The 16776-nt window shown below is 57.1% G+C and carries 16 protein-coding genes; 6 read left to right on the top strand and 10 right to left on the bottom strand.

Annotation, left to right across the window (positions count from 1 at the left end; all coding sequences use genetic code 11):
* The 4 genes from IIA05_08785 to IIA05_08770 all read right to left on the bottom strand — a co-directional run bounded on the left by IIA05_08785 (nucleotide 1) and on the right by IIA05_08770 (nucleotide 3502).
* Nucleotides 1-1941, bottom strand: coding sequence for a S9 family peptidase (locus tag IIA05_08785; GenBank protein ID MCH9027194.1), 1941 nt, complete (start codon nucleotides 1939-1941; stop codon nucleotides 1-3).
* 12 nt (nucleotides 1942-1953) lie between these two features.
* Complete coding sequence (locus tag IIA05_08780) at nucleotides 1954-2718, bottom strand: NRDE family protein (protein MCH9027193.1); 765 nt, start codon at nucleotides 2716-2718, stop codon at nucleotides 1954-1956.
* 15 nt (nucleotides 2719-2733) lie between these two features.
* Nucleotides 2734-2880: a hypothetical protein gene (locus IIA05_08775; GenBank protein ID MCH9027192.1), complete on the bottom strand. Its 147-nt coding sequence runs from the start codon at nucleotides 2878-2880 to the stop codon at nucleotides 2734-2736.
* Between the two features lie 76 nt (nucleotides 2881-2956).
* Nucleotides 2957-3502, bottom strand: coding sequence for a hypothetical protein (locus IIA05_08770; GenBank protein ID MCH9027191.1), 546 nt, complete (start codon nucleotides 3500-3502; stop codon nucleotides 2957-2959).
* A gap of 102 nt (nucleotides 3503-3604) precedes the next feature.
* Between IIA05_08770 and IIA05_08765 the strand changes: the two genes are divergently transcribed.
* The gene (locus IIA05_08765; protein MCH9027190.1) at nucleotides 3605-4207 is read left to right on the top strand and encodes a hypothetical protein; all 603 of its coding nucleotides are present in this window, start codon (nucleotides 3605-3607) and stop codon (nucleotides 4205-4207) included.
* A 288-nt stretch (nucleotides 4208-4495) separates the two neighbouring features.
* On the opposite strand, the gene IIA05_08760 is transcribed toward IIA05_08765, so the two are convergent.
* Both IIA05_08760 and IIA05_08755 read right to left on the bottom strand, forming a co-directional pair.
* The gene (locus IIA05_08760; protein MCH9027189.1) at nucleotides 4496-4987 is read right to left on the bottom strand and encodes a DUF1648 domain-containing protein; all 492 of its coding nucleotides are present in this window, start codon (nucleotides 4985-4987) and stop codon (nucleotides 4496-4498) included.
* 4 nt (nucleotides 4988-4991) lie between these two features.
* On the bottom strand, nucleotides 4992-5621 hold the full coding sequence (locus IIA05_08755; protein ID MCH9027188.1) for a DNA-3-methyladenine glycosylase 2 family protein: 630 nt from the start codon (nucleotides 5619-5621) through the stop codon (nucleotides 4992-4994).
* A 67-nt stretch (nucleotides 5622-5688) separates the two neighbouring features.
* On the opposite strand from IIA05_08755, the gene IIA05_08750 reads away from it, so the two are divergent.
* Genes IIA05_08750 through IIA05_08735 form a run of 4 tightly spaced genes read left to right on the top strand, consistent with a single transcriptional unit; the run spans nucleotide 5689 to nucleotide 9224 of the window.
* Nucleotides 5689-6642: an ABC transporter ATP-binding protein gene (locus IIA05_08750; protein ID MCH9027187.1), complete on the top strand. Its 954-nt coding sequence runs from the start codon at nucleotides 5689-5691 to the stop codon at nucleotides 6640-6642.
* Nucleotides 6639-7412, top strand: a complete 774-nt coding sequence (locus IIA05_08745; GenBank protein ID MCH9027186.1) for an ABC transporter permease — start codon at nucleotides 6639-6641, stop codon at nucleotides 7410-7412. The genes IIA05_08750 and IIA05_08745 overlap by 4 nt, the downstream gene beginning before the upstream one ends.
* A gap of 4 nt (nucleotides 7413-7416) precedes the next feature.
* Nucleotides 7417-8100, top strand: coding sequence for an SOS response-associated peptidase (locus tag IIA05_08740; protein MCH9027185.1), 684 nt, complete (start codon nucleotides 7417-7419; stop codon nucleotides 8098-8100).
* A complete protein-coding gene (locus tag IIA05_08735; protein ID MCH9027184.1) occupies nucleotides 8097-9224 on the top strand; it encodes an aminotransferase class V-fold PLP-dependent enzyme in 1128 nt (375 codons plus the stop codon). The genes IIA05_08740 and IIA05_08735 overlap by 4 nt, the downstream gene beginning before the upstream one ends.
* Before the next feature lie 51 nt (nucleotides 9225-9275).
* Here IIA05_08735 and IIA05_08730 read toward each other — a convergent pair whose 3' ends face one another.
* The 4 genes from IIA05_08730 to dinB all read right to left on the bottom strand — a co-directional run bounded on the left by IIA05_08730 (nucleotide 9276) and on the right by dinB (nucleotide 14855).
* Nucleotides 9276-11165 (bottom strand): DegV family EDD domain-containing protein, encoded by a 1890-nt coding sequence (locus IIA05_08730; protein MCH9027183.1) that lies wholly within the window; start codon nucleotides 11163-11165, stop codon nucleotides 9276-9278.
* Between the two features lie 4 nt (nucleotides 11166-11169).
* Nucleotides 11170-11910, bottom strand: a complete 741-nt coding sequence (locus tag IIA05_08725; protein ID MCH9027182.1) for a general secretion pathway protein GspB — start codon at nucleotides 11908-11910, stop codon at nucleotides 11170-11172.
* Nucleotides 11911-11913: 3 nt separating this feature from the next.
* Nucleotides 11914-13542 (bottom strand): AAA family ATPase, encoded by a 1629-nt coding sequence (locus IIA05_08720; protein MCH9027181.1) that lies wholly within the window; start codon nucleotides 13540-13542, stop codon nucleotides 11914-11916.
* Nucleotides 13543-13631: 89 nt separating this feature from the next.
* The gene (gene dinB / locus IIA05_08715) at nucleotides 13632-14855 is read right to left on the bottom strand and encodes a DNA polymerase IV (GenBank protein ID MCH9027180.1); all 1224 of its coding nucleotides are present in this window, start codon (nucleotides 14853-14855) and stop codon (nucleotides 13632-13634) included.
* 912 nt (nucleotides 14856-15767) lie between these two features.
* Here dinB and IIA05_08710 point away from each other — a divergent pair.
* Nucleotides 15768-16724 carry a transposase gene (locus IIA05_08710; GenBank protein ID MCH9027179.1) on the top strand — a complete coding sequence of 319 codons (957 nt, stop codon included), beginning with the start codon at nucleotides 15768-15770 and terminating at the stop codon, nucleotides 16722-16724.
* Nucleotides 16725-16776 lie beyond the last annotated feature (52 nt).

Raw genomic sequence — 16776 nt, 5'->3', positions numbered from 1 at the left:
TTAAAGGTGGGTGATCTCGACGGCGTTCAGTTTGTCGGCTGGTTCAAAACCCATGACTTTGCCGAAGAAATATAACTCGGCTTCGTAGCTGCGCCGAATATTCTGCGACTGGCGAAAGCCGTGCCCTTCGCCTGCATACTCGATGTAGGCTACCGGAACCTTGTTGTCTTTCAACGCCTGCACCATCGATACGGATTGATCCGGCGACACGACTTTATCATCCAGACCCTGGAAGAATATGACCGGGCATTTGATCCGGTCGGCAAAGTTTATCGGTGAGCGCTGCTCGACGATCGCCTTGCGAGTTTCTCTTGGGCCGATCAGCCAATGGTCGTAGCTGGCTTCGAATTTGTGGGTCGTCTCGAACATGCTTTCCAGGTCGCCGATGCCGAAGAAACTGGAGCCGGCGCTGAATTCATCGTGACCAGTCAGCGCGCTCAATACCGTATAGCCGCCGGCGCTGCCGCCGCGGATCGCCATGCGCTTGGGGTCTACCAGGCCTTGCTGAACAAGATACCTGGCGCCGTGTATACAGTCATCGACATCGGCCAGACCCCATGTGCCATAGAGCTTCTGCCGGTAGCTCCTGCCATAGCCGGTGCTGCCGCGGTAGTTCACATCAAATACAGCAAAACCGCGGCTGGTCCAGAATTGTATGTCCAGTTTGAGAGTGGTTGCGGTCGCCGAAGTCGGGCCGCCATGGCAAATTAAAAGCAGCGGCGGCTTTTCGTTGTTGGGGCCGCGAAACACAGGATTGGCGGGTGGATAAAAAAAGCCATGAGCCTGGTCTCCGTCCGAAGTCGCGAAAGTGATGGCCTGGGGCTTACTGATCGCAGACTGATCCAGGGTGCCGTCGATTGCACATTTAAGTACGGTTTCCTTGCCTGAGGCGTTTATTGAAACGACGCTGAGCGCGCGGGAACCGCCGCCCGCCAGCATCAGAATGTTCCCAGCGGCGGCTGCAACACCGTCTATCGAAGTCCAGCCACCCGCCAGCGCTTCCCGCTGACCTGTTTCAAGATCGAATCTGCTGAGTTGCCACGATCCGTTGCGGGTGGTTGCAACCACGACCTGACCAGGAGAAGGAAAGGCGTAAGTGGACATGCCGAATACCCACTGTGGCAAACCGCATTCCGCCTGCTCCGGGATGACGACTTCCGCAACATCGTTTCGGAAACGAAACAGGTTCCACCAGCCGCTGCGATCTGAAACAAAATAGAGTTCACCATCAGGCGACCATTGCGGTTGGAATACAGACTCATCCTTGGCCAGGCTTACGCATTTTTGCTCGCGAATTTCGCCGTCCGCGCCAACCTTGGCCAGCCAGAGCTCCGTCGTATCCCACGGGAGATTCGGATGATTCCAGCACAACCAGCTCAGTCTCGAACCGTCCGGCGACAGCCGCGGGTTGCTGTAGAAATCGGCGCCACTAACCAGGACGCTGATTTCGCCGGTATCCAGATCGACACCGACGATCAGATTTTCCGGATCGCCGTCTTTGCCGTGATCTTCGCAGACGGCTAGCAGCCGGTTACGCGCCTGGTCCAGTTCCATGTCGGCAAAGCGCATCGTACCCGCTGCAGTCAGACGTTCCGGCGATCCAGCCGGCAGGACCTGGGTGTAGATGCATTGATCGTTGTCGTTTACGAACCAGACTCTGCCGCCCCTGGCCAGGTAACTGCCGCCGCCATATTCGTGTGCCCGGCTGCGCACGCTGTAATCAACCGGGGTCAGGTAGGTCTGTTCCTGGCCCGGGGCGCAGGTAACCAGGACATTGCGGCCTTGCTCCGATGGCCGGGTTTCTATCCAGTACAGCGTGCCGCCATCGACGGTGGGTTCAGCGAGACGCACCACGTCCTCGACCATCTGGTCCAGGCTCAGCGATGAGGACCACGATCCATACGGTGAAACTTTTACTTCGTCGCTAGCGCCATCCTTCATTACTGGTCCTTTTCAGTCGAGCCGGATTTTGTAGGTCTTTTCCTGGTCCATTTTGCCGGCTGGCGTAAAACTGCGTTCGCTAAAATGAATCTCACCGGAGTTGTCCCACAACACCAGCGTAGAGCAGCGGGTGCCATATCCGGGGCTAATGACAAACGGTGCCGACAGCAATCTTTCCAGATCACGGCCGGTCCCGGTATCGGCCAATATCTTATCATCAGATGGGCGATTATCACCAATTATGGAAAATAATTCTGCTTTATCGATATCAGCAGACGACAGGGTATCGGCAAACCGATGGCGTGTTTTCTCGACTTTTGGCCAGGCCGTATCCAGGCGATGGTTGCTTAGTCCGTGGACTCCCGGTTGCAGGGCTTGCTGAAATTCACCGCGATTGCACAAATACAGGCAGTCTTTGCCATCGAAAACGACCAGGTTAAAACCACTGTAATCAGAAACATTGGCCGACAAGTCTGCGGCAAACTCTGCAACCGGCAGGTCGGTTGTGAGGAAGTCCCTGACCAGCTCGCCTCGGCTGCGCTTTCCAGGGGCGCGGGCGCCAGGCTCGCGGAAATTCGTCACCAGCGCCAGCCGTCCGCTCCGGTTCACACCGAGCCACGTGCCGCCGGCTTCCAGATCCCGCCCCGCCAGGAGCCCCGGGTGCTCTTGCCACCAATGCGCGGACTGGCTCGGCCGCTCATGAAACTCATCCCGGTTGGCTGCCAGCACCAGGCGATAGCGCGGGTGATGCTCATAGGCCATGAGTACCAGGCACATAATCTACGCCTGTGCTTACTTTCGCAGCCAGTCTGCGGTTTCCGGCCATGGTGGCTGGCTTTTGCCGCTGCGGCGGATTGGTTCCAGCCAGACGTCCTGACCGCGCCGATGGGCCATGCGCTCGAAAGAGTGACTGGCGAAAAAATGTGGTTTGCTTGGCATCGTTGCTCCCCCGGCTGGGATTATACCGGCAGGAACCATCCTCGCCGTGAGCGCTGGCGATTCCGGTTTTGCCGGCTTAGCCCAGCTTGAGGACGCGGCACCCGGGGCATTTCAATGGGCGCAGGCCAAGGATGTCATGCGGGTACCAATTGTTGCAGATCGCGCAAGCGCGCAAAGCCAGCTCGTCCCCTTCAAGTAACGCCTCGAGCAGGAACCAACCGTGGTCGAAGCTGATGCGTGGAGACGGATGAAAGTCGAGGAAGCGATCGTAGACCCGGCAAAAGGCGTGGCCAAAGCCGAGGTTTTTTTCCCGCATGAGCGGACTCGTTTTCCGGATCAGCATGCCGCCGGTGATAAAAAGCGCGGCGAGGGTGGCCGCTTCAACTTGTGTTGCCAGCGTTTCGACAAAATATTCACACCGTCTGGGCGCCTTGCCACGGTGCCGGCGGACATTGCTCGAGGCCGAGAATTTGAAGAAATTGCGGTAAAGCTTGCGGATTCGGTCTTCGGACAGGTGGGTACAGCTTTGTATGGTCTGGGTTCTTGCCTCATGCCCGATCATCCTGATTGCAAGGTCGAAGCATTGTCGCTCCCTGAGATATCGTTCTTCGGTAACTTTCATATTTTCGCCTTAACTGTTCCTTTTTGACCATTTTAGGGAGATACTACTCTTTATATGGGCTTTTTCAACCACTATTTTTGTGCAAACAGGGGAGATTGCACTATGGACACCAACGAATATGGCCAAACAAGCCAGCACCACATGATTCTCAAGGCGGAACAATGCATGGACTTGATGGATTTGAACCTGTCCTTTATCGACCGCTGTATCTCATCGCCGGTGCGGCATGAAATACGCCGGCCGCCGCCGTGTGGCCTGCGAAAACTTGATGCAAGGGCGATAAACCGACTGGCGGGCGGTCCCTTCGCCCTTTTTCGGGTCGATTTTTCAGACCATTTGCTGAGCGCGGAACCGTCCTCGGTATACCGGGAAGGTGCCATGCGCGACGACTCCGCCCTGGTTTTGCTGGCGGCGACTTTTTGCCGTTCGCTTGCGGGCGCCGGTAGCGAGACGAGTTCGCTGGTTCTGGGTGTCGGTGAAGCCGAGCGCCAGAAGCTGCTGAGGTGCTCGATCAACATGCTCAGAGCCCAGGAGTGCCAGGGGAAGCTGCGTCTGCGTGCGAATTTCCTGTGGGCGCCTCTTTTTTGGCAAGGCCTGGTCAGGGCGGCCAGGGACCCGGGAGAATTTGTCCTGAAATCGACCCGCCTGCAGGGTATGCAGTTGCTTGCTGCGGCAGCGGGAGGCCTGCATACGACAGGGCGCTAGAACTCCTTCCCGGCCGACGCATCATATGACAGGAGGCAAGAGGGGAAATCGTGATCAGGGTATTTGTTATCGGTACGGCATTGTTATACGGACAGGCGCTGATCGGTTGTATCGCTCCGGCCGGCGAGGGTTTGATTGGAGAAGCATTGCTCGGCGTGGGTGCAGAGTTTGATTCAGTTCCATTTCACCATGCGGCGAGGCATGCAATGCATGTAAGAACAGCAGCATCAGACGCTGATCCTTGCTATTTGCATGGGACTCATCGGCTTTGATACCGGTTGTTGCTGGTCACGGTCTGCGAAATCTTCTGAACAGCCGGATCAGCCACGCGGCGATGATCAGAAAATATATGCCTAGCGCCACCAGAAACAGGGTAGAGTCCAGGCGCACAGGCTGACTGAGATTCGCCCTCAACACCTGCTCGCTGACCAGTAACATCAGGATCATCGATAGCAGAAACAATTTGCGATAACTGTTTTCTACCCAGGCCATCGTTTCCTCTTTTCTTTCCTTGGCCAGCCAATACTCGCGGTTTGGCAGGTGAAACTTCATTCCGGGTCGGAGGCTCCACAGCGGCGCAAACACCGCGATCCCAGTCAGCATGACCAGCAGGCCGATCTGTATGGAGAAATAAACTTTGCGGCTCGACCACCCGTTGGCCAGCCCGTCTTTGTTGAAGTGAACGGACATCGTCTCCGGCAATTGCGGGTAGTACACGGCCAACTGCACCATGCCAAGAGCCAGAATTACAAGGAAAGGCCATATGCGTTTCAGAATCATAAGCTCAGTTTTTTTGGTAGTGATGCCACAGTATGCGCGCCGCCGAGGAACGATAGGGCCGCCATTTCTCGCCGATCCGGTCCAGTTTTTCCGGCGATGGCCTCGTTTTCAGGTTTTTCAGCGATTGCGCGGCGGCCTGTAGCGCGAGATCTCCGCTCGGCCAGATATCGGGTCTGCCCAGCGCCATCAGCAAGTAAACATTCGCGGTCCACGGTCCGATACCGGGGTAAGCCGTAATTTCCTTGCGGAATGCATCATCATCCAGCTTGTGAAGTCTCCTGAGATACAAGTCTCCGCTGGCTATGGCCTCCGCGAGCGCGCGGCAATAACGCATCTTTTGCCGGCTGAACCCGGCCGAAGCCAGTTGCGCGCTCGACAGCCCAAGCAGAGTCTCTGGGTCGAGCGGAGTACAGATTTTCCTGAGCTTGTTCAAGACCGCTTTGGCGCTGGCCAGCGACACCTGTTGTTCCAGTATGGTGTGGATCAACGTGACAAAGCCCGGCTTTCGTTGCCACATCGGCGGCAGACCGTGGCGATTGACGACTTTTTTGAAATCCTCGTCCCGCCCGCATAACCACTCGATCGACGTCTCGTACGCTTGCCGATTCATCCGGGTGTCGTATCCTTTGCTCATGCTTTGCTAGAATTCCCCCTTCCTGATTTTGAACCCCGACCCGACCCGGGCAAAGCTGGTAACTGTTATGAAAGCACTTTCCATATCCGGTCTGCAAAAAACCTATGCCAACGGTGTGCAGGCCCTGAAAGGTATCGACCTGGAGGTCGAGGAAGGTGATTTTTTTGCGTTGCTCGGGCCAAATGGCGCCGGCAAGACCACAATAATCGGTATCGTGACGTCGCTGGTCAACAAGACCGCCGGGATGGTCAGCGTCTTCGATTACGATATCGACGAGGATCTGGATAGCGCAAAAGCCTGCATCGGAGTCGTGCCACAGGAAATCAATTTCAACCAGTTCGAAAAAGTCAGCAATGTCGTTCTGAATCAGGCCGGGTATTACGGGATTCCTCGGTCCCTGGCGCGGAAGCGGGCGGAAAAATACCTGCGCCAATTGCAACTTTGGGACAAAAGGCAGGAATTATCACGAACCTTGTCCGGTGGCATGAAGCGTCGCCTGATGATTGCGCGGGCGCTGGTGCATGAGCCCCGCCTGCTTATACTGGATGAACCTACGGCGGGGGTCGACATTGAGATTCGCCGGTCCATGTGGGATTTCATCCGCCGCATCAACGAACAAGGCACGACGATCATCCTGACCACCCACTACCTGGAGGAAGCGGAAAGCCTGTGCCGGAATGTTGCGATCATCGACCAGGGGAAGATCGTCGTTAATGACCGCATGAGCCGGGTTTTGCGCAAGCTGCAGGTCGAAACCTTTGTTTTCAACCTTTGCGAAGAGATCGACGAGACACCGACGATCGATGGTTTCGTGGTGCGGCAGGTGGACGAAAATTCGCTCGAAATCGAAATCGGGCCGGACCAAAACCTGAACCAGGTTTTCGAGAAATTTTCGGCCCTGGGGCTGACGGCCTGCAGTATGAGAAACAAGTCCAACCGGCTTGAGGAGTTGTTTATGAGGTTGGTCGAGAGCAAGGGCAACCACCAGGGCGCCGACGCTGAACCGGGAACCGATCCATGAGACTCAAGGCCGACCTGATTGGTTTGCAGACCATAGTCTATCGGGAATACAAGCGGATCATGCGGATCTGGATGCAGACGCTGCTGCCGCCATCGATCACCATGACTTTGTATTTCATTATTTTCGGCAACCTGATCGGCAAGCGCATCGGGCAAATGGATGGCTTTGACTACATGCAGTTCATCGCCCCGGGCCTGATTATGATGTCGGTCATTACGAATTCCTACGGCAACGTGGTCTCATCCTTTTTCGGGGCGAAATTCGGTAAGCATATCGAAGAGATGCTGGTCTCTCCGCTACCCAACGCTTTCATTATTATTGGCCATGTGGCGGGCGGATTGATGCGTGGACTAATGGTCGGCGTCGCGGTAACGATAATCGCATTATTTTTTACCAAACTAGATGTTCAGCATGTCTGGATAACGATTAGCATTGTTTTTCTGACTTCGATCGTTTTTTCGCTGGCCGGGTTTATCAACGCCGTTTTTGCCAGGGATTTCGACGACATTGCGATTATTCCCACTTTTGTTCTTGCGCCGTTAACCTACCTTGGTGGCGTCTTTTACAGCATCAGCCTGTTGCCGGATTTCTGGCAGCAGGTGTCAAAGGCCAACCCGATTCTCTATATGGTCAACGCCTTTCGCTACGGAATCCTTGGCGTATCCGATATACCGATTGCCTGGGCATACATGATTATCAGCGGTTTTATCGTGCTGCTCTTTTCTTTGAGTCTTTACCTGATGAAAACCGGCCGGGGAATTCGGGAATAAGAAAATGTGCGGGCGGTATGCTTTCTATTCACCGGCCGAAGCAATACGACAATATTTTGCCGTCGATAGCGAGCTCGATCTGCAGCCGCGCTACAACATTGCGCCGACCCAGGATGTCCCCGTAATCAGGCGGCGCGATGGCAGCAAGGAACTGGTGCTGCTGCATTGGGGGCTGGTGCCGTTCTGGGCGCAGGAGAAATCGATCGGCAACCGCATGATCAACGCGCGGGCGGAGACTATCGCTGAAAAACCATCCTTCAGAAACGCGCTCAAGAGCAGGCGTTGCCTGGTGCTGGCCAACGGCTTTTACGAGTGGCAAAAAACCGGCGCCGTAAAACAGCCTCATTATATTTGCATGCAGGATCAACGACCCATGGCATTTGCCGGGCTGTGGGAGAGTTGGGACAAAGGAGGCGAGATCCTGGAGTCCTGTACGATTATCACTACGACGGCAAATGAACTGGTTGCGCCCATACATCATCGGATGCCGGTGATCCTGAGCGCGGATCGGCAAACGGACTGGTTGTCGGGCGCGTTGCTGGATGCCGATCGGCTCAGGTTGATGCTGTTGCCGTCACCGGCCGGCGAGATGGTTGCCTGGCCGGTCGATCGCAAAGTGAACAGCCCGGGGAACCAGGGTTCGGAATTGATTGAGGCAGCGCCGGGACAGCGAGGGGAACAACAATGAAAAAGTATCATCTCGAGACCCGCGCAGTGCATGCGGGACACCGGCCCGACCCGGGCAGCGGCGCGATCGCTCCGGGGATTACTTTTTCCACCACTTTCCTGCGGGAGACGGATGGCAGTTACCCCAGCGGCTATAGTTACGCCCGCGCCGCCAATCCCAGTCGCGAGCGCCTCGAAGAAAAGCTTGCAAGCCTGGAAGGGGGAACGGCGGCGGTAGCTTTCTCTTCGGGTACTGCCGCTACCCTGGCCGTGTTTTCGTTGTTGAAAAGCGGCGACGAGATTCTCGCCTGCCGTGATTCATATCATGGCACTTTGCAACAGCTCGACGATATCGTCGGCCGTTGGGGGGTGGTCGTACGCCATGTCGATACGACGGATCTGGCGGAGGTAAGAGATTCGATCGGCCCGAACAGCCGGCTGCTGTGGGTCGAAACACCAACCAATCCACTGTTGCGGCTGTGCGATATCGCCGGTCTGGCGGCACTTGCACGCGACCACAATTTGCTGCTCGCGTGCGATAATACTTTTGCCACCCCGATACTGCAAAACCCGCTGGCGTTGGGCGCCGACCTGGTGATTCATAGCGCAACCAAGTACCTGGGCGGTCACAGCGATCTGACCGGCGGGGTCGTGATTGCGGCGGCCGAGGACGAAAATATTTCCTGGGTACGGGATTTTCAGGTCAAAGGTGGCGCGGTGCCGTCGGCATTTGATTGCTGGTTGCTGATGCGTAGCTTATCGACCCTGCCCCTGCGAGTGCGCGCCCAGTCAGACAACGCTGCCCGCCTGGCAGAGTTCCTGCTGGCCAATGACCAGGTCTCCCGGGTTTATTACCCGGGTCTGGCGAGCCATCCGGGCCACAAACTGGCAAGCAGGCAAATGAGTGGATACGGCGCCATGCTGAGTTTCTGTACCGGCGACAACGCCGCGCAGGCAATGGCGTTCCTCGCGAGGCTGAAATTGCTGGTTCGCGCAACCAGCCTCGGCGGCGTGGAAACCCTGATCGAGCATCGTGCCTCCATCGAAGGGCCGCGCACCCTGGCGCCGGAAAACATGCTGAGGATGTCGGTCGGCATTGAAAACATAGACGATTTGCTCGGCGATCTGGAGCAGGCCCTGGTCTGACGAAGCTGGTGGCAGTGGTTTTCCCATCGATGTGCGAATTATGACCACAGCTTAGAGACAGTTCGGTTCATCGGCAGGCGATCGCCGGCCTGCACTGCCTGCTCCGGGCAGGTGATCGTATTCCTGAATGCCAAGAGCCAGCGTGCCTGGCCCGCCATGACAGGCAATTCCACTACCGACTTCCGCGAGATGAACGGAGTGTAAATCAGGTAGGGATTCGTGCAGGGATTTCAGCAATCGGTTTGCCCGCTCGGGGCAGCCGGCATGGCCGACCACGATGCGGTAAATTTTCCCGGGTTTCATTTTTCTACAGGCGAAGCGATGAAACTTCCGGACCAGGCTGGTGCGGCCCGGTAAAAAGCCCGCCAGCGTGACTTTGCCGTCGCGGTCCGCAGTGATAATGGGTGAAATTCTCAGCAGGCCGGCCACTTGCTTGACCCAGCGCGATACCCGGCCGCCCCTGACGGTGTATTCGATATCGCCAAGCAAAGCGTATGCGCGCGTTTTTGGAATAATTTCCTCTATCGCGCGAACCAGCCGATCGCCATCGAGGCCTGCCTGCGCACATTCTGCCGCATACATGGCAACCAATCCCTCGCCGATCGATATGTTGCGGCTGTCGATGCAGGTAATCGACTTGCCCGGCAACCTGCGGGCCGCTGCCAACGCAGCCTGGTAAGTGCCGCTCCCCGCGCCGGTCACGCTGATCGAAATAACTTCGGCATAGTGGCTGCACAGAAATTCGAACTGTCGCCGAAAGTCTCCCGGCGCCGGCTGCGAAGTCTGTGGATGCTCGGGGTGGCTTTCGAGCAAAGCAAGAAATTCGTCTGCAGTGATGCTGACCTTGTCCAGGTAGGTGCGATTGCCGAAATGCAGCTGCACCGGCACCATGTGTATGTTGAGTTTCTCGAACTGGTCGTCGGGAATATCGGCCGCCGAGTCGGCAATCACCGCAACCTTGCCGCGTGCGTGAGCGGAAAGCTGTTGTTTATGCATGTCATCGGCCTTGCTTGCACTGACCCGGCCAAATTTCCCGGCGCGCTCGAACACTTCCTGCGGATGATTGACATGGATATGAATTTTGACTTTGCGATGGGTGCCTGCGATTACCATGCTGTTGCCAAGTTCGGAAATCTGTTCGCGAAGTTTGCGCCGGTCGATTTCCGTTCCGCTAACCATGCATTCGGTACAGTATCGATACTCGAGGTCTTCGACCTCACCGGCGCCAGGCCCGGGTTCGTATTCTTCGATCTCAGGCAGATCCGAGCCCGGTCTCAGCGAACCCGAAGCGACAAAATCATGTATCCCCTGCAACAGATCGACAAAGCCCTGGCCGCCGGCGTCCACTACCCCTGCCTTGCGTAGTGCTGCGAGCTGTTTCGGCGTGTTCGCCAGTGATCGTTTGGCCTGTTCCAGTCCATGATGAAGCAAGGCGATAAAATCAGAGCCGGCTCGTTTTTCGGTCCAGTTTGCAACCGCGTTGGAGTAATCCCTGAGCACGGTCAGGATTGTGCCTTCTACCGGTTCCTGCAGTGCTTGTGCGGCGTATTGTGCACCGCTGGCGACGGCCGTGGAGAATTGCCTGGTATTCAGAATCGGGTATTCGGCCGCCGAATCACAAAGACCCTGGAAAAACTGCGCAAGTATCGCGCCTGAATTGCCGCGCGCGCCGTCAAGCGCGGCATCGGCTGCGGTAATCAGGGTCTTGCCAATGTGGCCACTGCTTTTGCGCTTCAGCGCGCCGATCATGGTGCGCATCGTCAGGGTCAGGTTGGTCCCGGTGTCACCGTCGGGCACGGGGAAAACATTGATGCGGTTCAGGCGATCCTGGTCGGCGATGACATTCAGCATGCCGGCGCGTAATGCGCGGGACAATCTGTGCCCGTCAAGGTAGCGTATAGCGACAATCGGTCGCCGGTTGGCAGTGGCGGACAGCTTCAAGCGCTCAATCCTGGTTCACAATGAAACGCTGGCCGTTGTGCCGCAGGATTATTCCTTGCGGAGTAATGGATTCGAGCAACGGACCTTCGCGAAGGCGCTCTCCCTCACGGTACTTCTTCATATTGACAAAAACAAAACGCTTATCGTCCGTGTCGCTGTAAACATGCACATCCAGGTGTAAATCCGGTAATACGATCAGACCCCTTAACTGCAATTCCTGCATTGCCGGCAGTAGTTCCACTGGCGTATTTTCGTCAAACAGCAACTCGTTTACCGACCCGGCAGGGGCTGCATCGGCCTTTGCCGCGGCTTCGTCTGTGGCCAGGAATTCATCCATTTCCTGTTCTGTCATGACGGTCACGCTGCCAGCGCTCCCCCGGTCTCGCGTCTTGTTCGCTACTACAGCCAATCCGCTTTCTTTGGGCGCGGCCACTATAGCTTCCCGGGAAAGGGATCGAATTTCACCACGCTTTTCCGGCGCCGCGGTTTCCCGGACCACTGGATCATCGATAACCGAGCCGGCTTCGGTTTGCCTTTGTGCTGCGGCAGCTTGTTCTGTCACTTCACCAGGCCACATGACAAAAGCCAGTATTACGATGTTGACGACCAGCAGGAATGCCAGCAGGGGAACCCAGACCGGAACAGCCTGACGGACTTTTCCCCGGCGCACGGTGGCAAGGCCGGGGCCGAGTTGCCGCTGGCGCTGATTTTCCGATTTCTGCAGTGCATCGAGTATGAAGGACATGGGCTAAGGCCTGATTAGCACCGGTGTGTCCGGCTGGCTGTTGGCGCTGGCGAGGGTGATCAAGGTCTGGGCCCCGGCTATCCCGTCGATACGCAGGCGGTTCCGGCGCTGGAAGTCACGCACTTTTTGCTGGAGTTCCTGGTCGAACAGGTCCGAATCATGCATGGCTGTGGCGTAGCCATTGACTCGATCCAGGTTTTCCCGCAACCAGCGCACATCGGCGCCTGCCATGCCCAGGGAAAGTGCACGATTGTCATCGGAAACCGGCTGCCACACGAGGAGATAGTCGCCAAACCAATATCTTGCAATTGCCTCCATGGTGACATCGAAGGAATTTCCGCCGATCAGCAGCTCCGCCATTCCTGCGTCCAGCGAGCGCAGAACCAGGTGGTGTTCCAGTCCCAGTTCATCGAGAAGGGTGAGAATTACCGGTCGATTGTGCTGTCTGAGCTGCGCCCAGCTGCCCTGCTGGAACACGCATCGCAAGCCTTGCTCCGCTGCCTGCTGGCAAGCCGGCGTTCCTCCTGGCTGGTACGCACCGCGCCACAGGCCAAGCAGCGTTTCGAACGCGTTGTCGGTACCGGTTTCCGCAGCGTATGCCTGCAAAATTGACTGGAGGCTTGCCACCGTCTTCATGGCGGGTGGGTCATCGATCATGGCGCTGGCCGGGTTGTCCGGCAGCCGGGCAGGCAGCGCGCTCGCCGACTGAATATCGGTTGTTGGCGCATTGCGTTGCCCGATCAAGTGGCCGACTCCCATCGCCAGCGCAGCCGTCGCGCCCAGCATCAGTACGCCGGCGATCCAGCTCAGCCAGGCAGGGCGGTACTGGCGGCCCTGGACTTCGGCAGCCGCCTCGCGAACCAGGGCACCATTGATTGTGGTGAGTTCACGCGTATAGGCGCCCAGCAGGGCGCGATCCGCGATTACGTTGATCAGGCGCGGCACGCCGCCGGACAATTTGAATATCACCCGGCTGGCGGATGGCAAAAAGATCTCGCCGGTGGCGCCGGCAATCTTCAGCCGGTGTTGCAGGTAGGCGGCCGACTCTTTCCGGTCCAGCGGCCGAAGGTGAAAGCGGCTGGTAATACGCTGCGCGAGTTGCCGCAGATCGTTCCTCGACAGCAATTTTCTCAGTTCGGGCTGGCCGACGAGGATGATCTGCAGCAGTTTCTGCTTGCTGGTTTCCAGGTTGGTCAGCAGGCGTACTTGTTCGAGGACGTCTGCCGAAAGGTTTTGTGCCTCGTCCACCATCAGCACGACCCGCCTCCCGTCCGCATATGCTTTCAGCAGATGCTTGTTGAGCGCATCGACCAGATCCTTTTCGCTGCGTTTTCTGGCCAGGGGAACGTGCAGTTCCTGGCAGATGGTTTCCAGAAAATCCGCTGTGCCCAGGCGCGGATTGACGATCAGGGCAATATCCACGTTCTCGGGCAATTGTTCGAGCAGGCTCCTGAGCAGCGTGGTCTTGCCGGTGCCGACTTCGCCGGTGAGTTGTATGAACCCCCCGCTCTCGGTAATGCCGTACAGCAGGTGGGCCAACGCATCGGCATGCCGTTCGCTGAGGTACAAATACCTCGGGTCCGGTGTGATCGAGAAGGGTTTCTCGCTGAGTCCAAAAAAACTGCTATACATTGCTCGTGCGCGTTGCGGCGTCATCTGTCGGGCGAGGGAACCACCGATGATGCCCGTTTGCCGTGCCTGCTCACAAGTGCAGACGTGAATCAGGACATTTTATGTTGTCCTCGCCGCAACGCAGCATCGCCGAAACGGTCTGCCACCTGGCCAAGGAGCTTGTCGACTTTGCGGTTTTTTGCGCCGCTTTCCTCCGGAAACAGGTCTTGTTGCCGGTCCTCGCCCAACCCTGAAACGCCGACCCCCAGCAGGCGGAGTTCCGCACCCGGATGGGCATCCAGCCAGTCGCCGAGCAGTCCACCCGCGATCAGCTGGAGTTCACGGCAGCCGTTGGTCGGCGGATTGACGCTTTTCTGCCGGCTCAAGGTCGTGAAATCCGCCAGGCGCACCTTGATATTTAACCGGCTGGCTACCCAGTCCTTACGCCGGATTTTTTTCGAGATACGGTCCGTCATGTCCATCAGACAGTGGTGCAGCGTCTGGCGATCGCCGATATCCCGGTCGAAGGTTTCTTCGGCGCTCACCGACTTGTCCTGGGAATTTTCGCCGACCGGCCGGTGATCGATGCCTGCCGCGCGATCGCGCATGCGCTGCGCATAACGGCCGAACACAGGCGCCAGGACTGCATCATCGGCGGTTCGCAAATCGTGAAAACTTTTGACCCCAAGTTGGTGCAAGCGCGCCGCGGTCTTGGGGCCGATCCCGAACAAGGCTTCGATCGGCAGCGGATCCAGCACTGTGCGCACATTACCGGGCCTGACTTCACACAGGCCATCCGGCTTTTCCAGGTCCGACGCAATTTTGGCGACCAGTTTGTTTGGCCCAATGCCAACCGACGCGGTCAGCCCGGTGTCCGTCAGGATTCTTTGCTTGATGCGCCGGGCAATCTGGACGGGTTGTCCGTGTGCGGGAACCCGCTCACTGATGTCCAGGAACGCCTCGTCCAGGGAGAGGCCTTCGACGATCGGCGTGACCTCCCTGAAGATCGAGAAAATTACCGCGGAAACTTCCTGGTAACGGGAAATTCTCGGCCGGACGACCGTGGCGTTCGGGCAAAGCTGCAACGCACGGCGCATCGGCATCGCCGAGTGGACGCCGTATTTTCTCGCTTCATAACTGGCCGCCGCGACCACGCCGCGCGGGCCCGCGCCACCCACCAGTACGGGCTCGTTCTCCAGTTCCGGGTTGTCGCGTTTTTCCACCGACGCATAGAACGCATCCATGTCGACATGCAGCACATACCGGGGGCGCTGCCCCGTTACGTCGCTGGCTGACGCGGATCCTGACGACTTCGGAATAGATCGGTGGTTCATGAGGGATGTGCATATAGTCGGCGAGCAATAGCTACAGTGTATGTTCTCCGGATTCCATGTTCCGCGTCAACAACAAGGACAACAACAAAGGTACCCGCAAACTTTCTGAGTAATCGCTACGAATATCCCGGTGGCTGATTGTTGGGCCAATCAGCAGTGCTATGATTTTCACTAAAAGGTGTGGATGTCCCTGGTTTATTGGTTTATTTCGTTGGCCAAGTAGTTTCGTTTGATAGCGGTAATTGCGTCGATGAGCTTGTTAGGGATGGCGGCTGATGGGGTAAGGGCACGAGTCCTCACGTAGTCCAACGGAAACTAATGGTCTCTTACTTGCACGTGGAGGACGCTTTGTTAATTGCGGCGCTCGATCCTCTTAGTGAGAATTCGAAAGTCGGTGTGTTTGGCAAAGAGCGCACGTGCACCGTTGATCCTGCCTTCAACTCGTTAATGAATTGGTCTGAGGCGGGAATTGCTGCCTCGAAGCCATTTGAGTAGAGCGCGACAAGCGGCTTTGCGGTCCATTGGTGCATACCCAAAATAGTCACCGTCATAATGTCATCGATTATTCGATTGCCTTGCCGTGTGCCATACTCGCGGCCCGATAGTACGGCGACTCCAACCATTACGCGGCACATGCCACCGACAATTGAGTATTCAATTGTCAGTGTCGCTTGAGTATTTGGCTTCTTCGCTTCTGGCAGCAGTATTGATGTGTGGGCTACGCCGTTCGAAACCTTCCAAAAGCTAACTGATTGCGGAGCCGCCGCTGAACTGAGTACGCACAAGAAAACGGCTACGATGATTCGGCAAAAGCATAGCAGCAAAAGCATAGCAGGACATCCACAGCCTATCTGAGTAAACCCCCCGAATATCGAGCTGTCTGCCTGAGGCCCACAGTGCTGTACTTGAAGCATGACCATCGCCCGCAAGCACCAGATCAGTTTGGAATGTACTCGCTATTACCACTGCGTCTCACGCTGTGTCCGGCGGGCCTTTCTGTGTGGCAAAGACCGCTACACCGGCAAGAGCTTCGAACATCGCCGTCGCTGGATCGAACAGCGCATTCTGTTTCTGGCCAAGATATTCGCGATCGATGTCTGTGCCTATGCGGTGATGAGCAATCACTATCACCTGGTCGTACACCTGGCGCCGGCAACGGCTGAGGACTGGGACGAAGCGGAAGTGCTGCGACGCTGGGGCCAGGTGTTTGAAATCCCACCCGCCGTTGCCAAGTCCAACGGTCATCTCCCGTCCCCTGACGGCGTGGCTGAATGGATCAGCGTGTACCGAGAACGTCTTGCCAGCCTGAGCTGGTTCATGCGTTGCATCAACGAGCCCTTGGCGCGTCGGTCTAACAAAGAAGACGATTGCAGCGGGCGCTTTTGGGAGGGGCGGTTCAAAGTCCAGGCCTTGCTGGATGAGGCCGCCTTGTTACGTTGCATGGCTTATGTGGATCTCAACCCGATCCGGGCCCAACTGGCAACCACGCCGGAAACCTCGGTTCATACCTCGGTGCATGCGCGCATCAATGGCAAGGGCGAATCGTTGCTGGGATTCGAAGACCAAAACCCCCATCCTGCCTTACCTTGTTGTTGGAAAGATTATCTCACGCTGGTGGAGTGGACCGGCCGGGAGTGGAGCCAGGGCAAACGCGGGCGAATCGACTCGGATTTACCCTTTATCCTGGTGCGCTTGGAAACGGATCAGGAGACCTGGCTTAAGGATCTTAAACGAATGAATTCCTGGCGTGGCCGTGCCTTGGGCTCAATCGAAGCATTGCAGGCTTATTGTGAGCATCTTGGGCAGCGCTGGATGTTGGGGCTGCAACATCATTTGAGCCTGGCCAAGCCTGTCGCCACCGGATCGTAAGAACTTGCCTGCGATCGTGCTGATCCGGTTACCGGAGGAGCGCTGCTGCTTG

Source organism: Pseudomonadota bacterium, from assembly GCA_022572885.1.
Classification (GTDB): Bacteria; Pseudomonadota; Gammaproteobacteria; order Steroidobacterales; family MnTg04; genus MnTg04.
This window is presented reverse-complemented; position numbering and strand designations above follow the sequence as displayed.

Bases quoted from the DNA above. Each gene is read 5' to 3' on its own strand.
- IIA05_08770 (MCH9027191.1), bottom strand. From the start codon at position 3,502: ATGAAAGTTACCGAAGAACGATATCTCAGGGAGCGACAATGCTTCGAC.
- IIA05_08720 (MCH9027181.1), bottom strand. From the start codon at position 13,542: ATGTATAGCAGTTTTTTTGGACTCAGCGAGAAACCCTTCTCGATCACA.
- IIA05_08785 (MCH9027194.1), bottom strand. From the start codon at position 1,941: ATGAAGGATGGCGCTAGCGACGAAGTAAAAGTTTCACCGTATGGATCG.
- IIA05_08780 (MCH9027193.1), bottom strand. From the start codon at position 2,718: ATGTGCCTGGTACTCATGGCCTATGAGCATCACCCGCGCTATCGCCTG.
- dinB (MCH9027180.1), bottom strand. From the start codon at position 14,855: ATGAACCACCGATCTATTCCGAAGTCGTCAGGATCCGCGTCAGCCAGC.
- IIA05_08750 (MCH9027187.1), top strand. From the start codon at position 5,689: ATGAAAGCACTTTCCATATCCGGTCTGCAAAAAACCTATGCCAACGGT.
- IIA05_08765 (MCH9027190.1), top strand. From the start codon at position 3,605: ATGGACACCAACGAATATGGCCAAACAAGCCAGCACCACATGATTCTC.
- IIA05_08775 (MCH9027192.1), bottom strand. From the start codon at position 2,880: ATGCCAAGCAAACCACATTTTTTCGCCAGTCACTCTTTCGAGCGCATG.
- IIA05_08725 (MCH9027182.1), bottom strand. From the start codon at position 11,910: ATGTCCTTCATACTCGATGCACTGCAGAAATCGGAAAATCAGCGCCAG.
- IIA05_08735 (MCH9027184.1), top strand. From the start codon at position 8,097: ATGAAAAAGTATCATCTCGAGACCCGCGCAGTGCATGCGGGACACCGG.
- IIA05_08760 (MCH9027189.1), bottom strand. From the start codon at position 4,987: ATGATTCTGAAACGCATATGGCCTTTCCTTGTAATTCTGGCTCTTGGC.
- IIA05_08755 (MCH9027188.1), bottom strand. From the start codon at position 5,621: ATGAGCAAAGGATACGACACCCGGATGAATCGGCAAGCGTACGAGACG.
- IIA05_08745 (MCH9027186.1), top strand. From the start codon at position 6,639: ATGAGACTCAAGGCCGACCTGATTGGTTTGCAGACCATAGTCTATCGG.
- IIA05_08740 (MCH9027185.1), top strand. From the start codon at position 7,417: ATGTGCGGGCGGTATGCTTTCTATTCACCGGCCGAAGCAATACGACAA.
- IIA05_08710 (MCH9027179.1), top strand. From the start codon at position 15,768: ATGACCATCGCCCGCAAGCACCAGATCAGTTTGGAATGTACTCGCTAT.